The organism is Acholeplasma laidlawii (genome assembly GCF_015709225.1).
GTDB classification, from domain to species: domain Bacteria; phylum Bacillota_I; class Bacilli_A; order Acholeplasmatales; family Acholeplasmataceae; genus Acholeplasma; species Acholeplasma laidlawii_A.
Window position 1 is genome coordinate 41,565 of sequence record NZ_JADNRS010000049.1, and the last position, 23,614, is coordinate 65,178.

Here is a 23,614-nt window from a genome sequence, read left to right on the forward strand (position 1 = left end):
GTTACTTGTTCTTATCATTGCTTATTCATATTGTATAATTTTATGAATGATTAGTCAATTATAAAGATTATTCATTTAATAAAGCTTCTAATTGATCTAATAAAGATTCCATACGTTTTACAACTGCTAGGAAAGATTCTTTCTTAGTTAAATCTGCACCAGCAATTTTGGCTTCATCCACTGGATACATAGAACCACCAGTTTTTAACATATCAATATAGTTATCAAATGCTTTAGGTGTATTTGATTTAACATTATCATAAATCTTTAATGAAGCACTAAATGCTGTTGCATATTGGTATACGTAAAATGGTGTGTAGAATAAGTGAGGTATATATGCCCAAACATATTGTTTACCTGGTTCTTTAGTAATGTCTAACCCGTAGTAATGTTGGTATAAATCAATCATGATTTGGCTTAATGCTTTTTCATTGACTGGTTTACCTTCACTTACAAGTTTATTTGCTTCATATTCATAAGTAGCAAATAAAGTTTGACGGTAGAAAGTTGAATGAATGTTATCGATTGCTAAAGATAGTAATTCAATCTTTTCTTGTTTAGAATTAGATTTTTCTAATAAGTAATCTAATAAAGCATGTTCATTGAATGTAGACGCGATTTCTGCAACGAAGATCGTGTAGTTAGAAATAGCCATTGGTTGTGCTTTATCAGAGAAAATAGAGTGTGCTGAGTGTCCTGCTTCGTGTGCAAGTGTAAATACTGCATCTAATGTATCATTATGATTTAATAAGATAAACGGATGATGACCATACATACCAGAAGAATAAGCACCACTACGTTTTCCATCTTGAGGTTTTGCATCTACAAAGCCATCTTTGATCGCATCTTTTTGGTTATCAACGAATTCTTTAGGGAAGTTTTTAATAGATTCTAAGAATAGTGCTTTGGCTTCATCATATGGATATTTTTTACCAGATTTTGCAAGTGGTAAGAAACGATCATATGTGAAGTATTCATCCATACCTAAAGCTTTTTTTCTAATTTCAATATAACGTTTTAATGTATGTGTATTTTCATATGCAGTATCTTTTAAGTTATGGAATACTGAGGTAGGAATATTATTGTTAAAGAGTGCTGCATCTAAACTGGATGCGTAACCTCTATTTTTATTATTTGCTGATAGTGACTGTAAAACTAAGTTATATGTTGCAGCAAATGCTGTTTTATTATCCACATATTTTCTATATAAGGACTCAAAAATTGCTTTTCTATCTTCAGGTGTTTTAGCGTCTTCAATTAATGCTCTAAACTGTGCTTGAGTGACTAAGACATCACTACCATCTGACAATTTAATTGTTTCATCTTTACGATCGATTGTAGATAATGCTTGGTATAAAGAGGTAGGAATATTTCTAATTGGTGAGAAGTTAGACATTAACTGTTCACTTTTTGCATCTAAAATATGTTCTTGGCCTCTAAATAACTTTTCATAAGGAAACTTGAATGGTTTTAAGAATTCATCCTTTTCAACAAAACCTAAGACTGTTTCTTTTCCTAGGTCAATAATCTCTGGTGAGATGAATGAAGTTAATTGATTCAACTCAGATAATACTAAACCAACTTGTTGATTCATTTGCATTTTCTTAGTATCTTTTAAGTTTAAATCAGATGCTAAATGTGCATACGCATATACTTTGTATAAAAGTTTGGTGACATCCTCATCGAATTTATGATAAGCTAAGAAATCATCAAAATTACCAAGTTTTCCTTTGAAATTACTGAATTTAGCAACCTCTGTTTTTAATAAATTGAAATCTTTTTCCCATGCTTCATCATTCGGATAAAAGACTGATAAATCCCATTTTGACATATGGTCCACGCTCCTTAAATAAATTATAGTAATTATATCAATAAAATATCAAAATATAAAGAAAACAAGTAATTATATGCACATTTGTTTGATGAATACGTTTTCAGTTTGAGGTTAAAAATAAATTCCGGGTTTACTATTGTAAATTGTTTGACAAAACTATATAATAACAGTAGACACTCCTGAAGGCATTAGCCTTGCATAACTGGAGTAGCATGATAGGAGGAGACTAAAGATGATTACAATTTATACGACTCCAAGTTGCTCATCATGTCGTAAGGCAAAAAAATGGCTCGATGAGCATAAGGTAGCATATGAGGAAAAGAATTTATTCAACCACCGCATTAATGATACCGACATTGAGATGATGTTAAATCACGCCGAAAATGGATTTGATGACATTATTTCAACACGTTCTAAAGTGTTTAAAGAACAAGAATTAGAAGTAGAAGATATGTCAGTATCCGAACTTAAAAACTTTATTATTAGCCATCCGTCTGTTTTAAAACGTCCAATTATCGTTGATGCTAAACGCATGCAAGTAGGATATAATGATGAAGAAATTCGTGTGTTTATTCCAAAGAAATTAAGAGAAATGATCATGAGAGAAAACTCTGAGGAAGATTTTACACATTATGAAGACACATTGAGCAGATATTTTGCAACGATTGACACCAAAGAAACTGATGAAGAATAACTTTTATGAGTTATTCTTTTTTTTATATTCATGGTAAAATGGCTCTATAGTGTAATAGCGTGAGGAGATTTTTAAATGGAACAAAATACAAGAAGGCAAGAAATCATTCAGGAAAACTTCTTTAGTTATTTAAAGTTAAAAGGTATCACAATGTCAGCTTATGCACAAGCAAACGATTTAGATAGGACACTTTTATCCAAATGGAAAAGCGGTGTTTCTAACATGAGTCCTGAACATATTTATCAAGCTGCTTCTTATTTTAGTATAAGTGTTAATGAACTTTACTACACTAAAAATGAACTTTTAAGAATCGAGGCAGTAGAAACTGGATTTGAACCTCAAATACCACAAAAAATAAAACTATTTCTAAATTATAAACCATTCTTTAAAAAACCTTTTGTTTTGATTGCTTTATTATTAATAATCGCTGTAACACTGACTTTTATTGCTGACATTTTAAAGTTAAAGAGCGAGTATTTTATGGTACTCGTGTTAAGTACTATGATTATTTCATTATTTATTGTTATGAGATATCTTAGGAAGAAAGAACAATTTATTATTAATTATACCGACGATATATATTATCAAGCTAAATTGGAAGAGCCAGTTTCAGTTAAAATGCATATTTACAGTAGAATCACCATGTTTATACTCATGATTATGTTACTTGTATTCAATTTATTGTCATTAAGCCAATTAGATGAATCGCTGTTTCAAATCATTGGTTTATATATAGTAATTCTTATGTTCTATATGATGGTCTTAATTGTATCTATTGTGCATCTACCATTTAGATTTAAAACAATCCGTTATGATAATCAGCTAGAAGGTTACGATTTAAGTTTTTTACTTATAAGTTTAGGATCTTTTCAACTTGTTTATTTTCTTTTTACATTGTTGATTAACACGATAAATATTGCCACACTTATATTAAGTTGTATATTGTATATTATAAATATTATAGATTTTATCAATATCTCTAAGTACTATAATCAATATGACATTATATTTGATGCCTATGGTAATCCACCTCAAAAACTTTATAAAGACAAATAGTTGAAGAATTGTCACAATCATATTAAAGATGTTGCTATATTGTCACAACGTCTTTTTTTATTGTTTTATGCCACTATAATAGGTTTATCGATAAAAGATAACTTGAAAAGAGGGCATAAAAAATGGCACGAAGAAAAAAGAACCAAACGGATATATTAGATATTTTTATAGGTGTTACATCACTACTTGTAACACTAATTACACTTATGATGAACCTATTCATTAAATTGATTTGTTTTATCTATGATGTAATTACCATCTATCAAAGCGGATATAAGAAGAAATCAGGCAACGGATTCTTTAAAACCTATTTTAACAAAGGTCATATGGGTGAGTTTAGATTATATCGTAAACTAAAAAGACTAATGAAGGCAGAGGATATGATATATACAAATATTTACTTACCTGGTTTAAATACGACACATACAGAACTAGATCTATTAGTTGTAAGCAAAAAAGGTTTAATCGTATATGAAGTTAAAAACTATGGAGGCTATATTTATGGTTCTAAACAAGATACGCATTGGACACAAGTTCTAAATCATTTTAGTAAACACAAATTCTATAATCCGTTACGACAAAACTATGCACACCATAAAGCACTAGAAAACTATTTAGCAATTCCATTTGAATCGGTCTATCCAGTGGTTAGCTTTTCAAATCGAAGTAGGTTAAGTAAAATTAAAGTGGATGACACAGCGCGTGTAATGCAGACAAAAGATACGATTAAATATACAAAAGATATATTAACCCATGGACCAGATATATTTAGTGATGATATGTTAAGTGAAATTAAATCTAGATTAGAACTGGCCATATTGAAAGATCAATCAACGAAGACGAATCATGTAAATGAGGTTATCCAGTTGATTAAAAAATGATGGAGTAAGGGCGGGGAACCTTAAGTAGCGCCATGTAAAAACACCTATTTGATATCAGTAGGTGTTTTTATTATAAAAAAACGTCTAAACTTTTAAGTTTAAACGTTTGTTAAGTATTTATAGAGTTGGTACAACACAAAGTAGTGCGCGTTCGCTTTTTCTCTTGGTTTGTTCAAATTCAATATTGAATTTGTGTAACATCTTGTTAAAGATTTCTAAACCAGTTTCAAAATGATCTGCTTCGTATTCAAGTTCGTAATCGGTTCTACCGCAATACTCATTATAATCTAAGAATAGAATACCACCCATGTAAGGTGTAGATGCTCTAAAGTTGTCTAATGATGTTTGGAAATATACATGATAATCAATTTGTTCAAAGAATTCTTTTGTATGGAATCCGTCTTTTTTCATCTTTTCAGCTTGTTCAGCATCAATTAAGACATGATACTCAAATGAACCTGTTTCACTTTGAGACTTTAACGTCAATTTAAATGCATCTCTTTTATGTCTGATTCTAAGAACCATAGAGCGCTTGTTTAAATCAAGGTCAGGTGTATCAAAATAGTAGTTAGTTTGTTTGAAAACATTTTGGTCTAATTCAAATATATTAATAAGTTCATCATATTTTTCTTTAGTGATGCGTGTTTTAAATTCAATTTCTACATTCATGTGCATTATAATATACCTCTTGTAAACAATTATATCATAGTTGTATTATTTTTTAAATAATGGGGATTATGGTAAGTAAACGTTTACAATTTGAAATTATCTTAAAATACGAGCATAATAAAATAATTATGATAAAATAGTAGTGAATAAAAATCAAAATATTAGGAGGAATTACATATGGCTATCAAAGTAGCAATTAACGGATTTGGTCGTATTGGTAGACTTGCGTTTCGTTTAATGGTAGATAACCCAGCATTTGATGTTGTGGCAATCAACGATTTAACGGATACAGAAACTCTTGCTTACCTTTTAAAGTATGATACAGCTCAAGGTCCTTTCAAAGGTCATGAAGTATCAACAAACGGAGATAAATTAGTAGTTGATGGTAAATCAATCACTGTTTACGCTCAAAAAGATCCATCTGAGTTACCATGGGGTACACTTGGTGTTGACGTAGTATTAGAGTCAACTGGATTATTCACATCAGCTGAAAAAGCTGGTTTACACATCAAAGCGGGTGCTAAGAAAGTTGTAGTTTCTGCACCAGCAACAGGTGAAGGCGTTAAAACTGTTGTTTACAACGTTAACGACAACATCTTAGATGGAACTGAAACTATCGTTTCAGCTGCATCATGTACAACTAATGCTTTAGCTCCTTTAGCAAAAGTTTTAGATGATAACTTTGGTATCGTTAAAGGTTTCATGACTACTGTTCATGCTTACACTAATGACCAATCATTAATGGATCAACCACACAAAAAAGGTTTCATGTCAAGACGTGGACGTGCTGCTGCTTCTAGCATCATCCCATCTTCAACAGGAGCTGCTGCTGCAATCGGTTTAGTATTACCTCAATTAAAAGGTAAATTAGACGGAACAGCTTTACGTGTACCTACAATTACTGGTTCAATCGTTGACTTAACAGTTGAATTAGGTAAAGAAGTGACATTAGCTGAAATTGATGCTGCTTTCAAAGCTGCTGCTAACGAATCATTACAATATCAACCAGATCCAATCGTATCTGCTGATGTAATCGGTTCACACTTCGGATCAATTTATGATGCAAACACAACTCAAATCTTAAAAACAGATGCTAAATTTGTTAAAGTTATGGGTTGGTATGATAATGAAATGTCATATACTGCTCAACTTATCAGAGTTATGGCAAAAATCGCTAATTTAACTAAGTAAGATAGCAATCGATTTCACCCCGTAGCCTAGGTTGCGGGGTTTTATCTATTTTACCCTTGTAATTTAAAAAGCATAGGACTATAATGAAAAAGGTATAAAAATATGCTATGATATACATAACAATGCATAAATGTAAACGGCAGAAATAAAAGTAAGTAAAAGAAGGCGAATAAAAGACTATGAAAACATTAATTCGTGAGGTTATTCAACTCGATCAACAAGCTAGATTAGAAATTGAAAAACTAAAAAAAGAAAAAGAAGAACTCTTCAATTCCTTTAAAGAAATGAAGGCGGATTTAAAAAATCAACAACTACTTGAACTTGAAAAACAAACCAAGCAATTAGAGGTTGATGCCCAAATACTATTCGAACAACGTCTTGTTCAATACCAAAAAAAAATGCCATTAGGGAAGCAAACATCGTTAAGCAATATGAAGCGAATAAAGATGTTTGGCTTAAAGAACTAATGGATTTTATATTAGGTGAAGATAATTGATTGGCGCACATAATGCACTAATTACTAAGATTAAGACCATTCGTGCGAATGCCTTAAAATCTAGTGATTATGATGAACTACTTAAAAAAAGATCACTTTCTGATGTATCTTCATTCTTGAAGAAACATCCAGGATATCAAGATATTTTAAGTAAGGTTTCAGAAAATACAATTAATAGAAGTCGACTTGAAGGTCTCATTCGTCGTCAAAAATTTAATGATTTAATGCGTATCATTAAATTCTTAAAGATGAAAGATCAATCTTTTTATTTGCTTAGTCTTCTGCATCAAGAACATGAAGTACTATTATCTATGATACGTAGTTTTATTTCTAGTGAAGTATATGATGTTGTTAAAGATTTACCGGTCTACTTTAACCAGTATTCCAAAATTGATTTTGAAGCAATCGCACTCACTAAAAATTTAGCTGAATTTGTCGAGGCATTAAAAGGCACTAAATATCAAGAGATGTTAAAGAGTTTTAGAAATGTTAAAAATGAAGACATTAAGTATTATGAATTTGAAGCTTTATTTGAAAATGATTATTACGATTATGCCTTTACTCACATTCAAAAACATTACAAAGGTAATCGTAAAAAAGAATTAGAAGATGTTTTCAAATCCAAAATTGAAATTGAAAACATCACTAAGATTTATCGTTTAAAGAAATATTATAAAGTCAATAATTTAGAGATTAAATCGACACTGATCCCAACCAATAGAATTGGTGAAGAAAAGTTAGAACAAATCTTAAAAGTAGAAGATCCAAATCAAATATTAAATCGCATTATTGAAATGGGCGATAAAACATTTGTGGGTGAACAAGACCAAATATATCTAGAATATTTTACAGATCATATGCAATATAAGATTGCAAGTAAACTAATGTATTACGGTACACATCCATCTATGGTCTTCTTAGGTTATATGATTTTATCAGATTTAGAAGTAAGCAATTTAATTCACTTAATAGAAGGTATTAGATACAGTGTACCAGAGAGTGAAATCAGAACCATGATGGTATTTTAGAGGTCCTTATGATAACAAAAATGAAATTAGTCAACTTAACAGCGGATAAGCGTATGGTCGATGAAGTCTTAAGAAGATTCATTGATTTTTCAGGGTTCCATCCAGTAGATAATCAAAAGATCTTAAGTACTGTGCATGGTTCAACTACTTTTGAGGGTACAAACCCTGCAACAGAGTTACTTGAACAAATCCATGAGATTGAAGAAGAACTTAACTTAACCTTACTTCCTGTTAAAACAAGAAAATTAAAAACAACTTTAGATGATATGCATCAATATATTTTAAAATCTCACCAAGAATTTAAGACAGAATTTGATGATATTAAGGCATTAGAGCAAGAAAACTCTAATATATTGATTGCTTTAAAGCAATTAGAAAATTTAGCGGATTTAGAATTATCATTTGATGATTTATTCTCTGCTAAGTTTGTTACTGTACGTATTGGTAAACTACCTTTTGATAGTATCGAACGTATTAGTTATTATAGTCATAAACCATTTATCTTTATTCCTTTTACTGAAGAAAAAGAAACAAAGGAATTATGGTGTCTATATTTAACTTCTAATGAATATAAACGTGAAATTGATAACTTATTTACTTCCCTATACTTTGAGCGTGTTTACATTCCTGACTTTGTACATGGTACACCAGAAAATGCTCAAGAAGCATTAAGAGAAGTGATTAAGAAAAACGAACAAGAGATTAAAGAGTTTAGACAGATTTTAATTGATTTAGTACAAAAGTATCAAGAGCGCCTAGGTATTATTAAAGGTGAATTAGAGTTTATTGATTTAATGTATAAATCAAGACGTCACGTTGTATTACTGGGTGACAGAATGTCGATTTCCGGGTTTGTTGAAGCAAATAAAGTAGCTCAGTTTGAAAAGTTATTTGATGGTTTAGCCAACTTAAGTGTCGATGCATCAGAAGCTCAAAGTGATAGACGTTTTACACCACCTACTAAACTTAAAAACAATTGGTTTAGTAAACCATTTGAAACTTATGTTGAAATGTATGGTATTCCAACCTATGGTAGTATTGATCCAACCAACTTAATGGCAATCACTTATACCTTATTATTTGGTATGATGTTTGGTGATTTAGGTCAAGGCTTATTATTATCACTTATTGGGTTCTTATTAGGTAAGTTTAAAAATTGGAGTTTAGGTCCAATTATTGCTAGAATCGGCTTAAGTGGCGCATTCTTCGGACTTATTTATGGTGAATTTTTCGGTAACCAAGACTTCTTAATGCCACTTTATGATTGGCTAGGTATTGATTTCTTACCTTTCCACGCGATGTCATCTAGTAATACGATGACACTTGTATTACTGAGTGTGAGCTTTGGTGCGATGTTATTATTAATGTCGATATTTGTAAGCACATTCTATAAGTTTAAACTTAAAGAATATGCAAAAGCAATCGCCTCCCCTAATGGTTTAGCTGGTCTTATATTTTATGGTTATATCTTAGTGGGTATCGCAGGTGGTATGTTGTTACAAATTCCTGGATTGTTCTCAATTATTCCAATCATATTATTCATTGGTATACCAGTTATACTGATGTTCTTACAAGAACCAATCGAACGTAAATTCCATGGGGAAGCAATGTTTCCTGATGGTGTTGGTGGATTCTTAACAGAGGCAGTATTTGAAATGTTTGAAATTATATTAAGTTATGTAACAAATACCTTATCATTCTTACGTGTTGCCGGATTCGTCTTAGTGCATGCTGGGTTAATGATGGTTGTTAATACTTTAGCAAATGATGGTACAAACCTTGTTGTCTTAGTATTAGGTAACTTATTTGTTATGGGTCTTGAAGGTTTACTAGTAAGTATTCAAGTATTAAGATTAGAGTTTTATGAAATGTTTTCACGTTACTATGATGGTGACGGAATAGTGTTTAATCCAATATCTTAGGAGGAAAGAATTATGGAATGGATTTTATTAAGTATCATCGTGTTAGGGGTAATCTTTATCGCATTACCTTTAGTTAAAGTTTTTAAGGGTTCAGTATCTGCTTTATCAGCTAAAAAAAGAATTATGTTACACATTGGTTTATTTGCAACATTCTTCTTTACAGTAGCAATCATTGCACCTTTTGCATTTGCAGCTGAGTTTGCAACTCCAGGTGTAGCTGAATCAGGATTTTTCTATCAAGCAGCAGCATTTGGTTATTTAGGTGCAGCAATCTCAACTGGTGCATCAGCACTTGGTGCGGGTATTGCGGTTGCAGCTGCAGCGCCAGCAGCGATTGGTGCTATTTCTGAAAATCCAAAAAACTTAGGTAAATCATTAATCTTCGTTGCTTTAGGCGAAGGGGTTGCGATTTACGGTATGTTAATTTCTATCTTGATTTTAAATACGATTCCAGCAATCGCTTAATTAAAGGGAAATTATCATGAGGTTTTATCTTTTAAGTGACAACGTAGACACATTAGTCGGGTTAAGATTAGTAGGCATCGAAGGTGAAGTCATCCATGAGAAAACACACCTTGTTGAGACATTAAAAACAATCACGCAAGATGAATCGATTGCGATTGTTTTACTCACTACCAAGGTCGTTTTACTGGCACCTGAATTAATATCCGAATTAAAACTTAGAAATCAAAACCCATTATTTATAGAAATACCAGACAGACACGGAAAATCAAATATGGGTGAGAGTGTCGATGATTATGTATCTAAAGCAATCGGTGTAAAACTAACAAAGTAGGTGTATCATGAAATTTAACAATAACGAAGAATTAAGTAAATATTTCAAAACAGCCATTGAAAAGGAATCTAGTCTTGAAATTGAAACTTTAAGAACTGAAATTGAAGGTATGAAGTCAGAAGCACGCCAAAAATTCAAAAAAGAACTTGAAGAAGAAAAGTTAGATATCTTATCAAGTCGTGCTAGAGATATTTACAAGCAATACCAAGAAGAACTATCAGTTAAGCAACGTACGCTTGATCTTTTAGTTATGGAAAAAAGAATGCATTTGATTGATGAATTATTTGATACGCTTGAAGAAAAAATAAAAGAATTTAGAAAAACACCAGAAAGCGTTAAGTGGTTTAAGAAAAAACTAACCAAGTATGATCTTAAATCTTTTGATACGATAGAGTTAAACCCATTAGATAAAGATATTGCACCTAGCCACTTGAAGGTGAAGTTAAATCCTAATATACGTGCAGGCTTTATTCTTTATAATGAAAATTTAAACCGCTTAGTTGTTGAAACAATTTCTTCAAATTTAGAAGAAGCACGTAAATACTTCTATGAAAATGCGAAATGGTTTAGTGAGTAGATGTTTATGAAAAATACAATTAGAGTAATTAACGGACCGGTTGTTAAACTTGGTTCTACAGATGAATTTAAAATGTTAGAAATGGTCTATGTTGGACCAAAAAGATTAATTGGAGAAGTAATTTCCATTTCTGATACTGAAACAGTTATCCAAGTTTATGAAACCACACAAGGTTTAAAAGTTGGGGACTTAGTTTACCCTACAGGTGAACTTGTTTCAGTGATGCTTGGTCCTGGTTTAATGGGTAATATTTTTGATGGGGTTTTAAGACCACTTCAAAAAATAAAAGACTCTGACGGTCCATTTATTAAAGCTGGTTCTAATATTCCAAGTTTGGATTTTGAACAAACATTTGATGTTGAGGTTAAAGTTCAAGAAGGTAATTATTTAGGTTGCGGTATGGTATATGCAGTGATTAAAGAAACCAGTGCGATTGAACATCGTTTAATGGTTCCACCACATATAGAAGGTATTGCTAAATCAGTGAAACCTTCTGGAAGTTATCAAGTTAAAGATACTGTCTTAGTGTTAGAAACTAAAGATGGTGATGTGGAATTAAAATTATACCAAACATGGCCAATTAAAAAAGCAAGACCTGTTACAGAAAGACTTGAATTATCTACACCACTGATTACTGGTCAACGTGTAATTGACACACTATTTCCAATTGCAAAAGGTGGTACAGCAGCAATTCCTGGTGGATTTGGTACAGGTAAGACCATGTTACAACATCAACTCGCTAAATGGTCTGATGCAGATATAATCGTCTATGTTGGTTGTGGGGAACGTGGTAATGAAATGACACAAGTCTTGGAAGAATTTACTAAGTTAGTAGACCCAAGAACCAATCAAACTTTAATGGATAGAACTATTTTAATTGCAAACACATCCAATATGCCAGTAGCAGCAAGAGAAGCGAGTATTTATACAGGGCTTACTGTTGCTGAATACTACCGTGATATGGGGTATCATGTTGCGATTATGGCAGACTCTACATCACGTTGGGCAGAAGCACTTCGTGAAATTTCAGCAAGACTTGAAGAAATTCCTGCTGAAGAAGGTTATCCATCTTATTTACCAAGCCGTATCTCTAAATTCTACGAACGTGCTGGTATGATGATTAATCAAAATAGATCAACTGGATCAGTTTCAATTATTGGTGCAGTTTCTCCTCAAGGGGCAGACTTTAGTGAACCAGTCACTCAAAATACAAAGCGTTTTGTTAGAGCATTTTGGGCACTTGATAAATCACTAGCGCATCAAAGACACTTTGCAGCGATTAACTGGAATTTGAGTTACTCAGAATATATTTATGATTTATCAAGTTGGTATGACAATACACTGGACCCTAAATTCTTAAAATATAGAAGTAGAATTTTAAGTATACTTGCTGAAGAATATAAATTAAATGAAATCGCAAGTTTAATGGGTAGTGACGTTTTACCAGATAACCAAAAACTTACGATTGAAATTGGACGCGTTATCCGTACTGGATTTCTCCAACAAAATGCATTCAATGCAGTGGATACATTCGTACCACTACATAAACAATTAAACATGATTGAAACCATTTTATACCTATATGATAGTTCATTAAGATTCATTGAAAAAGGTAAAGCTTTAACACTTATCTTAAAATCAGGTATATTTGATCAGATCATTCAAATGAAATATGAAATTGGAAATGAACCAACTGACGAATTTGACAAATTAAAACACCTAATTGATCAAACAATTGATTCAATTTTCTAAAGAGAGGATAATTAAATATGAGTTTAGAATATGTAGGTCTAAAAGCGATTAAGGGTCCAATTATCTTTTTAGAAGGATCAAAAGATATTGGTTATGAAGAAGTCGTTGAAATCCGTATTGGTAACAATGAAGTACGTCATGGACGTGTCATTGAAATATCTGGTGACATCGTAGCGGTTGAAGTATTTGAAGGTACTGACGGTATGATGTTAAAAGATGTATATACTAAATTTTTAGGTCATCCACTAAGAATGGGATTATCTAAAGAAGTGTTGGGACGCACATTTAACGGTGCAGGTTTACCAATTGATGGGTTAGGACCAATCTTTTCCAATATAAGTATGGATGTCAATGGTGAATCCATGAATCCAGTATCTAGAAGATATCCTAAAAACTTTATTGAAACAGGTATTTCATCTATTGATACATTAGCTACTTTAATTAGAGGTCAAAAACTTCCAATTTTTTCAGCAACAGGTTTAACACATAATGAGCTTGCTGTAGAAATTGTTAAACATGCTAAAATAGCTGAAAAAGAACATGACAAGTTCTGTATCGTATTCGCTGCTATGGGTGTTAAACACGACGTAGCACAATACTTTAAATCACAATTTGAACAAGCACACGTTATGGATAGAGTTGCTATGTTTTTAAACACAGCATCTGAACCAATTGTTGAACGTATTTTAGCACCACGTGCGGCACTAACAACTGCAGAATATTTAGCATTCCATGAAGACTACCATGTATTAGTTATTATGACTGATATGACAAGCTACTGTGAAGCCCTAAGAGAGTTTTCATCTTCTAAAGGTGAAATTCCTGGACGTAAAGGATATCCTGGATATATGTATTCAGATCTTTCATCCCTATATGAACGTGCTGGTATGATTGAAGGTAAATCTGGTTCAGTGACTCAAATTCCAATATTAACGATGCCTAATAATGACATTACACATCCAATTCCTGACTTAACTGGTTATATTACAGAAGGTCAAATCGTATTAGATGGACAATTAAAACAAAGAGGCATTTTCCCGCCTATTAGTGTACTACCATCACTTTCACGTTTAATGAAAGATGGTATTGGTGCAGATTATACGAGAAAAGACCATGCAATTGTAGCAGACCAATTACTAGCTGCTTATGCAAAATATAATGAAGTTACAGCACTTAGCCAAGTCATTGGTGAAGATGAACTAAGTACAAGTGACCAACACTTTATGATGTTTGGTAAATTATTTGAAACCCACTTTATTAATCAAGGTGAAGAATCTAGACGTTTAGGTGATTCATTAGATTTAGGATGGGATTTATTAAGTCTATTACCAGAAGATCAATTAAACCGACTAAGTAGAGACCAAATTAGTCAATATATTAACAAAGAAAAAGCATATGCAAGATTTGAATTAAATGATAATGATACAATTGAGCGCATGCTTGGAAAGAACTAATAATTTATGAGCCAAGTAATTCCAACTAAAGGCAACTTAATACATCTTAAAGCTAAAGAAGCCCTCGCTAAAAATGGAGAGGTTTTATTAGATAGAAAGAAAAATATTTTAATACAAGAAGTATTAACTTTAGTTACGGATATTACAGAGGTACGTACCAAACTACAAGAAACTTATAAGAAGGCATATCAAGCATTACAAGATGCAAATATCACACTAGGTATTGTTAGTGAGATTGCTAAAGCAATTCCAATTGACCAAAACCTACAAGTCACTTACCGTTCTTTAATGGGTGTGGACTTACCAGTGATATTATATGAAAAACCTAATATACGTTTAAGTTATGGATTACGTGCTACAAACTCTAAATTTGACTATGCATACAAAACGTTTCAAGATGCTAGAGATTTAACCGTAGAACTTGCAAAATTAGAATCTACATTATATAGATTAGCCAATGCAATCCGTCAAACTAAAAAAAGACATAATGCATTAAAAAATGTTATTCTACCAAACCTGGATACAGATATCCACTGGATTAAAGAAAGACTAGAAGCTGAAGACCAAGAAGAGTTCATTCGTTTAAAAACCATCAAAAATAAACAAGAAAAGGCTAAAGTGAATGGAAAGCAAATCTAAGTATATCCGTTTAATCAAGAATATCGTATATTACGGTATTATATTCTTTTTACTCATAGTAATTGCAGTATCCTTATTTATTCCAAATGGCTTAGTTAAAGTATTTGGTGTTGGTTGGTACCGCGTTGTATCTGAGTCGATGGAACCCCTTATTATGACGGGTGATTATATTGTTGTTGTAAAAGATACGGATGTTGAGGATTTCGAAGATGGCGATATCATTATCTTTCAAACATACTTTTATAACAGTCGAGTAGGTATGTATATTAGTGATGTTGTAACACATCACTTTTATGATATTGACGATGAAGGCTATATCCTTACCTACCCACACTCACAATATGACCTAGCACCAGAACTTCGTAGATTAGATGAATGGCGAAGATCTTCAACTGAGATCTATAGATTAAAACCAGAAGATATTATTGGACGTCACCAGTCAACCATAAAAATGTCTATGGTATCTGCATTTATTACATCCCCTTATGGTGTTGCAGTGATTATTATCAATATTGGATTAGTGATCGGACTCATTGTCCTTTATCAATATGACAAACATAAAAAACAAGAAAAATTAGGTGAAACGAACATACCTGATGAAAACCTAAATGGAGATACAAATACCAATGTGGACAACTTGGATGAATGAAGAACTAATAAAGCCGTATTTTAAAAATCTCATGTCTTTTTTGGATGAGCGTTCAAAGACTGAAACAATCTATCCACCAAAAGAGGATTGGTTTAACGCGTTTTTATATACTTCTGTAAATAATCTTAAAGTCGTTATCCTTGGTCAAGATCCATATCATGGACCAAACCAAGCGCATGGTTTAAGTTTTTCAACATTAAATGAAAAACTACCACCAAGCTTAAAAAACATATATCAAGAATTAAAAGATGATTTAAATATCGACATATCAACAAAAGGTGATTTAACATCCTGGGCTAGGCAGGGTGTTTTGTTGCTTAATACGGTCTTAACTGTTGAAGCATCTAAACCACTTTCTCATAAAAATAAAGGTTGGGAAACTTTTACACACCAAATGATAAAGCATATCAATTTATTAGATCAACCGATTGTCTTTATCCTTTGGGGAAATCAAGCAAAAGACATCAAACCACATTTAACAAACCCTAAACACATGGTGTTAGAAAGTGTTCACCCATCACCTTTTTCAGCAAGATTAGGATTTTTTGGTTCTAAGCCTTTTTCAAAAGCAAATCATTATTTAACTATGCATCATGTCAATCCAGTTGACTGGCATATTAAATAATGTATAATAGGTATAATTTCATTTAGAGGTATATGCGTCAAGTGTCAACTGGTTAGTGGATGATTAGTTGAACGAACATAAGTATTTATGGCGGTGTATATTTCTGATCCGCTTTTATTTTTTAAGTGGATCTCGACTAAGGAGGTCTTTTTTAATGGTTAAACAAAATTTAAGGAAACTGACACTAGCTGCAGTTTTAACAGCACTATCCATTGTATTAGATATATTATTTAAATCCATTGTCCCTGCAAATCAAAGCTTTGGATTTCCCTTTTATGCAATCCCACTTGTAGTTGGTTCAATTGTACTAGGTCCAATCTACGGTGGTATGATGGGCTTTATCTCTGATGCGGTAGGCTTTTTTGCAGGTGGATCACAATTTGCATACGACTTTATGTTTGCGCTACAAGCTATTAGTTGGGGTGTAATACCTTATCTAATCGCAAGAAGAAAGTCAGGCTGGGTTCGCATTTTACTAGCTGTAATTGTTTCACACATCATGGCTACTAGTTTTTCAACACTTGCAAGTTTCTTAAGTAGCTATGCCTATTCTAGTAATCTAAATAGTGCAATTACTTATGCAACAGCTAATCTACCGTTAAGACTTCTGATGATGCCCGTAAACATTATCATTATTAGTTATGTGACATTTACTGTCAATACTAGATTAGAACCTCTATATATGGAGTTTTTTGAACAAAAGCGTACTAAAAATACATAAAAATAAAAAGCATTTGATAATCAAATTAATGATTAAGACAAATGCTTTTTTTATTGTTGTTATAACTAAATTTCTTTACCAATAATAGTAAGCAAATGGACGACACCATTTAGACCATAGACAGTAGAGATAAAGATATCCAATGTATTATAAACACCTAATGATGATGTAGGATCTAGTAAATAAAATAAACCGATTATTATAATTGGTGAAAAATAGTATGCCGCTAGATAGATAGCAGACTTCATTTCATGATAAGGACTTCTGTAATGATAAATTGTAAATAGTAATAAGATTACTAAGTATAGAAACGCGAAAATAAAGTCACTTACCTTTAAACCTTGAGGATAACTTATAAGCGTATCTACTAAAAATATAATAAATAATAGAAGTAGGATACTTTGTAGAATTAAACTTACTAAGTACAGATATTTTCTATACATATGGATTTAAGCTTTTTCTTCAGGCACTTGATCAAAATACGGTGCAGCAACAGCAGCTAAAAATGCACCAATCATAGGTCCTACAATAAATATCCAAACTTGTTCTAATGCTTTACCACCCTGAAATAGTCCAGAGAAGATAGAACGAACTGGGTTTAACCCTGCATTTGTAAGAGGACCTGTAAAATAAATAAGTGCTGCAAGTGTTAAACCAATGATTAAACCTGCAAGACTCTTTAGATTTGGTTCTTTTGTAACGCGCAAGATCACAAAGACAAATAAGAATGTACCAATCACTTCAACTAAGACACCTAATAATAAAATTAAGATGCCTGTTTGACCACCAAAGTCACCAAATATTTGATTTGCACCTAAATTAGATAAATCACCAACAAATGGTACTAAACATAACACTGCGATTAATGAACCAAGTAATTGGAAGAAACTATACATTCCAAAATCTTTCCAAGATAATCTTTTAGTCAATGCCATCGCAAACGATACTGCAGGATTAAAGTGTCCTCCTGATGTTGAACCTACTGCATAAATCATAGCCATAAGAATAAGTCCAAATGCTAAGGCAATACTAGATAATTCTAAGTTTAATACTGCAGCAGTTGAACCCACTAAAACTAGAGCGAAAGCTCCAATAAATTCTGCCAAATAGGCTTTTAACTTCATATAATTCATCTCCTTGATTCTAAAGTATTTATATTTATTACAATTATACCAAAATATAAACAAATGTTTCATGTTATAATCAAGGTGGTGAAAATATGATAAAAATTATTGGTGCCGGACTAGCCGGCAGTGAAGCAGCCTATTATTTAGCAAATAAAGGCTATAAAGTAAAACTATATGAAATGAGACCTAAAAAGAACACACCTGCTCATGTCACTAAAAACTTTGCAGAACTCGTATGTTCAAACTCATTTAGATCAAACGATCCACTCAATGCTGTGGGTCTTTTAAAAGTTGAAATGACATATTTTAACTCGCTTATATTAGAAGCAGCACATATACATAAAGTACCTGCAGGTAGTAGCCTTGCAGTCGACAGAAATTTATTTTCTGAATATGTAACTGAAAAGATTAAGAACCATGAAAATATTGAAGTCATTCATGAAGAAGTTACATCACTAAATCCAAATGAATATACCATTATTGCAGCAGGACCACTAGCTTCTGATTTACTCTCAAAACAAATCCAAGATCATCTACATTTAGAGAGTTTAAACTTCTTTGATGCGGTTGCACCAATTATTGATGCAAAATCCATCAACATGGATATTGTATATCTAAAATCTAGATATGATAAAGATGAAGCAGCATATATTAACTGTCCAATGAACAAACAAGAATATTTAGAATTCTATAAGGCGTTAATGACTGCAGAATCAGTCGCACCTAAAGACTTTGAAAATAATGTATTTGAAGGTTGTATGCCTGTTGAAGACATGGGTAAACGTGGTATTGATACCCTACGCTTTGGTCCACTTAAACCAGTTGGTTTAACTAAACCCAATGGTGAAAAACCTTATGCAGTTGTTCAATTAAGACAAGATGACGTCAATAAGACAATGTATAATATGGTTGGTTTTCAAACCCACATGAAGTGGGGCGACCAAAAACGAGTGATCCAAATGATACCGGGATTAGAAAATGCTGAAATATTAAGATATGGTGTCATTCATAAAAATACATATTTAGAATCTCCAAAACATTTAAACAATGCATTTCAAGTTAGAGATATTCCAAAATGGTTCTTTGCTGGACAAATTTCTGGCGTAGAAGGTTACATTGAATCTGCTGCATCTGGATTAAATGTTGCAATCAATTTACATAATTTATTAACTCAAGGTGAAATTAGACCTTTACCAGTAGATACGATGATGGGTGCGATGGCACGTTATATTTCAAACTATCATCAGTACTTTGTACCTATGAATGCAAACTTTGGTTTATTTGATCAAATAGAAGCACATAAGACTGTAAGAAAACAAATGTATCATGATCGTTCAATCAATGCACTAAAGGAATATATTAAAGGAGGTATCTAATATGGATATTATCTCTGATTATAAAGATTATCTCATCATTGAGAAAAACTTTAGTGAACACACAGCCATAAGTTATATCAATGATGTTAAAGGGTTCGAGGATTTTTTAATCAAAGAGGGGCTAGCTAAAGATTTATTAGGTGCTAGACGACCCCGTTTAGCACGTAATTATATATCTTATTTAGATAATCAAGACTTTAAGAAAAAATCGATTGCTAGAAAACTATCTAGTTTAAAGAACTTTTACAATTATTTAATCTTTAAAGAACTTATAGAAGAAAACATCTTTAGTGATATTAAAGCACCTAAAGTAGCTAAAACCTTGCCGCATATTATTGATGATGAGGCTATCAATTATTTATTTGATTCTATTGACACATCAAAGCCTTTAGGTTATAGAAATCTAGTCATTTTAGATTTACTATATAGTTGTGGTGTTCGTGCAAGTGAACTTATTAATTTAGAAATTAAAGATATTTATTTATCCAGTGGTCAAATACTTATCCATGGTAAGGGTAAGAAAGATAGATATATCATCTTACATGATAAGTTAATTGAAGAAATTAGACATTATCTATCGTTTGTAAGAGTCACCCTACTTTCTAAGGGTGATGATACCAATCAACAAAAACTGTTTATAAATTATAAGGGTGGACCACTTACGGTAAGAGGTTTAAGAGTTATCTTAAATCAATTGATTAAAGATAGTGGTGAAACTTATGCGATACATCCGCATATGTTAAGACATGCTTTTGCTACTACGATGTTAAATCATGGTGCAGATTTAAGAGTTGTACAAGAACTCCTAGGTCATGAGCATTTAAAATCCACTCAAATTTATACACACGTTTCAAAAGAACAATTAAAAGAAAAATATATGCAGACGCATCCAAGGAATCAACATAATGAGAAAACTAAGTGAAATTATAATTGAAGAAGGTACCGAAGATTTAGTTATAGATAAAACTAGAACTACCATTAGGGCGATAATTTGTAACAACAATAAGTTACTTATGGTCTATTCACCAACCTTTAAAGACTATACCTTTCCAGGTGGTGGTATGAAAAAAGGTGAAGATCACATCAGTGCACTTAAAAGAGAAGTTAAAGAAGAAATTGGTGCGAGTGAAGTCTTTAATATAAAACCTTATGGTTATATTGAAGAAAAAAGATATGGTATTTCAAATAGACCAACTGTGTATCTTCAAACATCTTATTACTATGTAGTTGAAGTATCAAACTTTGGTGATCAAGATTTAGCAGATAGAGAAAAAGAACACGGTGTAGAACCGGTTTGGGTTTCAATTGATGAAGCCATACATATTAATCAATTATCTATGAGTAAGTTAAATAAAAAAAGAGGCATGAAGACTGTTTTACCTAGAGAGATTAAGGTATTAGAGTCACTTAAAAAAATTTAGAGGTAAGCATATGAGAAAATTTGAAGTAGTTACAAGTTTTAAAGATAAAACTATCAATATACCTAAAAGAGCGACTAAATATAGTGCAGGCTATGATATCGAAAGTGCAGCAGATTACGTAATTAAACCAGGTACGATTCAATTAATTGATACAGGTTTAAAAGTAGATATGTTAGAAAACGAAGCACTTATGATTTATCCAAGATCTTCATTAGGTATTAAAAAAGGTTTAATTATGTCAAATGCGGTTGGAATTATCGATAAAGATTATTATAACAACCCAAATAATGAAGGACATATTATGATCCCGTTATTTAATTTTGGTCAAAGTGATGCAGTCATTCAAAAAGGTGAACGTGTTGCTCAGGGTGTTTTCCAAAAATACCTCATTACAAGTGATGATGAGAGTTCGAATGAACGTACTGGTGGGTTTGGTAGTTCAGGTCAATAATTAAAATTCGTATAAATATGGTATTTGACATTTTTTGGTAAAAAGATGCAATAATTTGTTGCAAAACATATATGAATATGGTATATTAAGTAGGCTGTTAAATACACATGTAACATGTTTCTTATGTCAGGTGCTATACGTCGTATAGTGGCATAAGTGTAAAAGTGTTGCAGAGGAAAAAAACTAAAAATCGAAAGGAAGTATATTAAATGGCAGTAGTATCAATGAAACAACTCTTAGAGTCTGGTGTACATTTCGGTCACCAAACTAGAAGATGGAACCCTAAAATGGCTCCTTACATCTTTACATCACGTAAAGATATTCACATTATCGATTTAAAGCGTACAGCTTTAGAAATCGAAAAAGCTTATGCAGCTTTATATGACATCGCTAAAGATGGCGGTACAGTACTATTTGTAGGTACTAAGAAACAAGCATCAGAAGCAATTAAAGAAGAAGCAATCCGTGCAGGTCAATTTTATGTTGATCACAGATGGTTAGGTGGAACTTTAACAAACTTCAAAACAATTAGACAACGTATTAAATTATTACATAGCCTTTACGCAGCAGAAGCTGATGGTACATGGGCTAAGTTACCTAAAAAAGAAGTGTTAGGTCTATCAAGACAACGTATTAAACTTGAAAGATTCTTAGGTGGTATTAAAGATATGCAACGTATACCACAAGCACTATTCGTAGTAGATCCAAGAACTGAAGAAATCGCAGTTAAAGAAGCACGTAAATTAGGTATTCCTGTATTTGGTATTGTAGATACAAACTGTGACCCAGATTTAGTAGACTACATTATTCCAGCAAACGATGATGCAATCCGTGCAGTTAAACTATTAACTTGGGTAATGGCAAATGCTGTTGTTGAAGCTAATGGTGGTGTTGTTGAAAAATATGATGATGAAGAAAATGCACCATTTGAACAAGACGAACCAAGAAAACCATCACAAAAACCAAGACAAAACCGTCCTGAACATAAACCAAGATTTGATAAAGCAGCACCTAGACATGAAGCTAAAGTAGAAGTTAAAGCTGAAGTTAAGGCAGAAGCTAAAGTAGAAGCTAAACAAGAAGTTAAAGTAGAAGCTAAAGTTGCTCCAAAAGTAGTAGCAGAAGTAAAACCAACTGAAGACTTATCCACTTTGAAAGTTGCTGAATTAAAAGAACTAGCAAAAGCAAAGGGAATTGAAAATTACTCAAAATTAAGAAAAGCTGAATTAGTTGAAGCTTTAAGCAAGTAATATTTACAAAGGGGATGAATATATCATCCCTTTATTTTATAAAAATATAATAACTTATAGTATAATAATATTGATAAACAAGTTAAGGAGAACTAAATAATGACGATTACAGCAGCTATGGTTAAAGAGCTTAGACAAAAAACCGGTGCAGGTATGTTAGACTGCAAAAAAGCATTAGAAGATACTAATGGAGATATTGAAGCAGCAGCAACACTTTTAAGAGAAAAAGGGATTGCTAAAGCAGCTAAAAAAGCGGATAGAATTGCAGCAGAAGGTTTAACTTCAGTTGTAGTTAAAGGTAATGAGGCTGTATTATTTGAGTTAAACTCAGAAACAGACTTTGTTGCTAAAAACAAACAATTTACAGATCTAATCGAAGGATTAGGTAACTTATTTATTGAATCTAATGTAGCATCAGTTGAAGAAGCTTTAGCGTTAAAAGACGCTTCAGGTAAAACAGTTGAAGAAGTTGTATTAGGTGCAACAGCTACAATCGGAGAAAAAATTTCTTTAAGACGTGTAATACGTGTTAAGAAGTCTGATACTCAAGGCTTTGGTGCTTACAAACATATGGGTGGACGTATCTCTGTATTAACTGTCTTAGAAACACCAAACGAAGAATTAGCTAAAGATTTAGCTATGCACATTACAGTGTTTAACCCTCAATTCTTAAGTAGAAATGATGTAAATCAATCTACTATTGATGTTGAAACAAAAGTAATTTCAGAACAAATAGCAAATGATGAATCACTACAAGGAAAACCAGAAAAGATTTTAAATGGTATTTTACAAGGTCGCTTAAACAAAGTATTACAAGAAATTGTATTATTAGACCAAGGATTTGTAAAAGACCCATCAGTTACTGTTGCTAACTACTTAAAATCAGCTAACAACAACATCTTAAGTTATGTACGTTTAGAAGTTGGTGAAGGTATTGAAAAGAGAGTAGACGATTTTGCAGCAGAAGTAATGGCACAAGTAAACAAATAAAATTCTTTTAAAAAG

Annotated in this window: 26 protein-coding genes, 1 pseudogene, 1 riboswitch and 1 other annotated feature (1 of these 29 running past the window's edge); of the genes and pseudogenes, 23 read left to right on the forward strand and 4 right to left on the reverse strand. The window is 32.1% G+C overall.

The genetic code is table 11. The annotated features are described in order from the left end of the window. Positions 1 to 27: a binding site (T-box leader), on the reverse strand (it extends 150 nt beyond the left edge of the window). Positions 28 to 67: 40 nt separating this feature from the next. Then, positions 68 to 1,831: an oligoendopeptidase F gene (gene pepF / locus IY230_RS05085; protein ID WP_196370359.1), complete on the reverse strand. Its 1,764-nt coding sequence runs from the start codon at positions 1,829 to 1,831 to the stop codon at positions 68 to 70. Positions 1,832 to 2,066: 235 nt separating this feature from the next. Here pepF and spx point away from each other — a divergent pair, with 235 nt between their 5' ends. The 3 genes from spx (at position 2,067) to IY230_RS05100 (ending at position 4,465) form a co-directional block, all read left to right on the forward strand. Continuing rightward, the gene (gene spx, locus IY230_RS05090; RefSeq protein ID WP_196370361.1) at positions 2,067 to 2,528 is read left to right on the forward strand and encodes a transcriptional regulator Spx; all 462 of its coding nucleotides are present in this window, start codon (positions 2,067 to 2,069) and stop codon (positions 2,526 to 2,528) included. 75 nt (positions 2,529 to 2,603) lie between these two features. Further along, the gene (locus IY230_RS05095; RefSeq protein ID WP_196370363.1) at positions 2,604 to 3,584 is read left to right on the forward strand and encodes a helix-turn-helix domain-containing protein; all 981 of its coding nucleotides are present in this window, start codon (positions 2,604 to 2,606) and stop codon (positions 3,582 to 3,584) included. Positions 3,585 to 3,706: 122 nt separating this feature from the next. Beyond that, a complete protein-coding gene (locus tag IY230_RS05100) occupies positions 3,707 to 4,465 on the forward strand; it encodes a nuclease-related domain-containing protein (protein WP_196370365.1) in 759 nt (252 codons plus the stop codon). Between the two features lie 117 nt (positions 4,466 to 4,582). On the opposite strand, the gene IY230_RS05105 is transcribed toward IY230_RS05100, so the two are convergent. Next, positions 4,583 to 5,140 (reverse strand): CYTH domain-containing protein, encoded by a 558-nt coding sequence (locus tag IY230_RS05105; protein WP_196370367.1) that lies wholly within the window; start codon positions 5,138 to 5,140, stop codon positions 4,583 to 4,585. Positions 5,141 to 5,311: 171 nt separating this feature from the next. Between IY230_RS05105 and gap the strand changes: the two genes are divergently transcribed. From gap to IY230_RS05170, 13 genes are all read left to right on the forward strand, one after another. Next, a complete protein-coding gene (gene gap, locus IY230_RS05110; RefSeq protein ID WP_196370369.1) occupies positions 5,312 to 6,325 on the forward strand; it encodes a type I glyceraldehyde-3-phosphate dehydrogenase in 1,014 nt (337 codons plus the stop codon). Positions 6,326 to 6,504: 179 nt separating this feature from the next. After that, entirely contained in the window at positions 6,505 to 6,792 is a 288-nt protein-coding gene (locus IY230_RS05115) for a hypothetical protein (RefSeq protein WP_196370371.1), read from the forward strand. A 25-nt stretch (positions 6,793 to 6,817) separates the two neighbouring features. Further along, positions 6,818 to 7,849, forward strand: coding sequence for a V-type ATPase subunit (locus IY230_RS05120; RefSeq protein ID WP_196370373.1), 1,032 nt, complete (start codon positions 6,818 to 6,820; stop codon positions 7,847 to 7,849). Between the two features lie 8 nt (positions 7,850 to 7,857). Beyond that, positions 7,858 to 9,771, forward strand: coding sequence for a V-type ATP synthase subunit I (locus IY230_RS05125; protein ID WP_196370375.1), 1,914 nt, complete (start codon positions 7,858 to 7,860; stop codon positions 9,769 to 9,771). A 12-nt stretch (positions 9,772 to 9,783) separates the two neighbouring features. Further along, positions 9,784 to 10,236: an ATP synthase subunit C gene (locus tag IY230_RS05130; protein WP_012243102.1), complete on the forward strand. Its 453-nt coding sequence runs from the start codon at positions 9,784 to 9,786 to the stop codon at positions 10,234 to 10,236. Between the two features lie 16 nt (positions 10,237 to 10,252). Then, positions 10,253 to 10,567 carry a V-type ATP synthase subunit F gene (locus tag IY230_RS05135; protein ID WP_069580582.1) on the forward strand — a complete coding sequence of 105 codons (315 nt, stop codon included), beginning with the start codon at positions 10,253 to 10,255 and terminating at the stop codon, positions 10,565 to 10,567. A gap of 7 nt (positions 10,568 to 10,574) precedes the next feature. After that, a complete protein-coding gene (locus tag IY230_RS05140; protein ID WP_196370377.1) occupies positions 10,575 to 11,144 on the forward strand; it encodes a hypothetical protein in 570 nt (189 codons plus the stop codon). Next, positions 11,145 to 12,896 (forward strand): V-type ATP synthase subunit A, encoded by a 1,752-nt coding sequence (locus IY230_RS05145; protein ID WP_196370379.1) that lies wholly within the window; start codon positions 11,145 to 11,147, stop codon positions 12,894 to 12,896. Between the two features lie 17 nt (positions 12,897 to 12,913). Continuing rightward, positions 12,914 to 14,350 carry a V-type ATP synthase subunit B gene (locus tag IY230_RS05150; RefSeq protein ID WP_196370381.1) on the forward strand — a complete coding sequence of 479 codons (1,437 nt, stop codon included), beginning with the start codon at positions 12,914 to 12,916 and terminating at the stop codon, positions 14,348 to 14,350. A 6-nt stretch (positions 14,351 to 14,356) separates the two neighbouring features. Next, entirely contained in the window at positions 14,357 to 14,989 is a 633-nt protein-coding gene (locus tag IY230_RS05155; protein ID WP_196370383.1) for a V-type ATP synthase subunit D, read from the forward strand. Then, positions 14,973 to 15,638 carry a S26 family signal peptidase gene (locus IY230_RS05160; RefSeq protein ID WP_196370385.1) on the forward strand — a complete coding sequence of 222 codons (666 nt, stop codon included), beginning with the start codon at positions 14,973 to 14,975 and terminating at the stop codon, positions 15,636 to 15,638. The genes IY230_RS05155 and IY230_RS05160 overlap by 17 nt, the downstream gene beginning before the upstream one ends. Continuing rightward, a complete protein-coding gene (locus IY230_RS05165) occupies positions 15,598 to 16,263 on the forward strand; it encodes a uracil-DNA glycosylase (RefSeq protein WP_196370387.1) in 666 nt (221 codons plus the stop codon). Before IY230_RS05160 ends, IY230_RS05165 begins: the two co-directional genes overlap by 41 nt. Positions 16,264 to 16,286: 23 nt before the next feature. Beyond that, a riboswitch (THF riboswitch) is annotated at positions 16,287 to 16,374 on the forward strand. A gap of 43 nt (positions 16,375 to 16,417) precedes the next feature. Beyond that, the gene (locus IY230_RS05170) at positions 16,418 to 16,984 is read left to right on the forward strand and encodes a folate family ECF transporter S component (protein ID WP_196370389.1); all 567 of its coding nucleotides are present in this window, start codon (positions 16,418 to 16,420) and stop codon (positions 16,982 to 16,984) included. 65 nt (positions 16,985 to 17,049) lie between these two features. Here IY230_RS05170 and IY230_RS05175 read toward each other — a convergent pair whose 3' ends face one another. Together IY230_RS05175 and IY230_RS05180 are read right to left on the reverse strand one after the other, a co-directional pair. Then, positions 17,050 to 17,427 (reverse strand): hypothetical protein, encoded by a 378-nt coding sequence (locus tag IY230_RS05175; protein WP_196370391.1) that lies wholly within the window; start codon positions 17,425 to 17,427, stop codon positions 17,050 to 17,052. Between the two features lie 6 nt (positions 17,428 to 17,433). After that, positions 17,434 to 18,108 carry an MIP/aquaporin family protein gene (locus IY230_RS05180; RefSeq protein WP_196370392.1) on the reverse strand — a complete coding sequence of 225 codons (675 nt, stop codon included), beginning with the start codon at positions 18,106 to 18,108 and terminating at the stop codon, positions 17,434 to 17,436. A 95-nt stretch (positions 18,109 to 18,203) separates the two neighbouring features. On the opposite strand from IY230_RS05180, the gene trmFO reads away from it, so the two are divergent. From trmFO to tsf, 7 genes and pseudogenes are all read left to right on the forward strand, one after another. After that, positions 18,204 to 19,487, forward strand: a complete 1,284-nt coding sequence (trmFO, locus tag IY230_RS05185) for a methylenetetrahydrofolate--tRNA-(uracil(54)-C(5))-methyltransferase (FADH(2)-oxidizing) TrmFO (RefSeq protein WP_196370393.1) — start codon at positions 18,204 to 18,206, stop codon at positions 19,485 to 19,487. 1 nt (position 19,488) lies between these two features. After that, positions 19,489 to 20,409 carry a tyrosine-type recombinase/integrase gene (locus tag IY230_RS05190; RefSeq protein ID WP_196370394.1) on the forward strand — a complete coding sequence of 307 codons (921 nt, stop codon included), beginning with the start codon at positions 19,489 to 19,491 and terminating at the stop codon, positions 20,407 to 20,409. Further along, entirely contained in the window at positions 20,393 to 20,908 is a 516-nt protein-coding gene (locus IY230_RS05195; protein WP_196370395.1) for an NUDIX domain-containing protein, read from the forward strand. The genes IY230_RS05190 and IY230_RS05195 overlap by 17 nt, the downstream gene beginning before the upstream one ends. A 10-nt stretch (positions 20,909 to 20,918) precedes the next feature. Then, positions 20,919 to 21,359 (forward strand): dUTP diphosphatase, encoded by a 441-nt coding sequence (dut, locus tag IY230_RS05200; RefSeq protein WP_196370396.1) that lies wholly within the window; start codon positions 20,919 to 20,921, stop codon positions 21,357 to 21,359. A 209-nt stretch (positions 21,360 to 21,568) separates the two neighbouring features. Further along, positions 21,569 to 22,330 (forward strand): annotated as a pseudogene (gene rpsB / locus IY230_RS05205) (30S ribosomal protein S2); the annotation flags it as partial. Positions 22,331 to 22,510: 180 nt separating this feature from the next. After that, on the forward strand, positions 22,511 to 22,609 hold the full coding sequence (locus IY230_RS06625) for a Rho termination factor N-terminal domain-containing protein (protein ID WP_230852608.1): 99 nt from the start codon (positions 22,511 to 22,513) through the stop codon (positions 22,607 to 22,609). A gap of 99 nt (positions 22,610 to 22,708) precedes the next feature. Beyond that, positions 22,709 to 23,599 (forward strand): translation elongation factor Ts, encoded by an 891-nt coding sequence (tsf, locus tag IY230_RS05210; RefSeq protein WP_196370399.1) that lies wholly within the window; start codon positions 22,709 to 22,711, stop codon positions 23,597 to 23,599. The last annotated feature ends 15 nt before the right edge of the window (positions 23,600 to 23,614 follow it).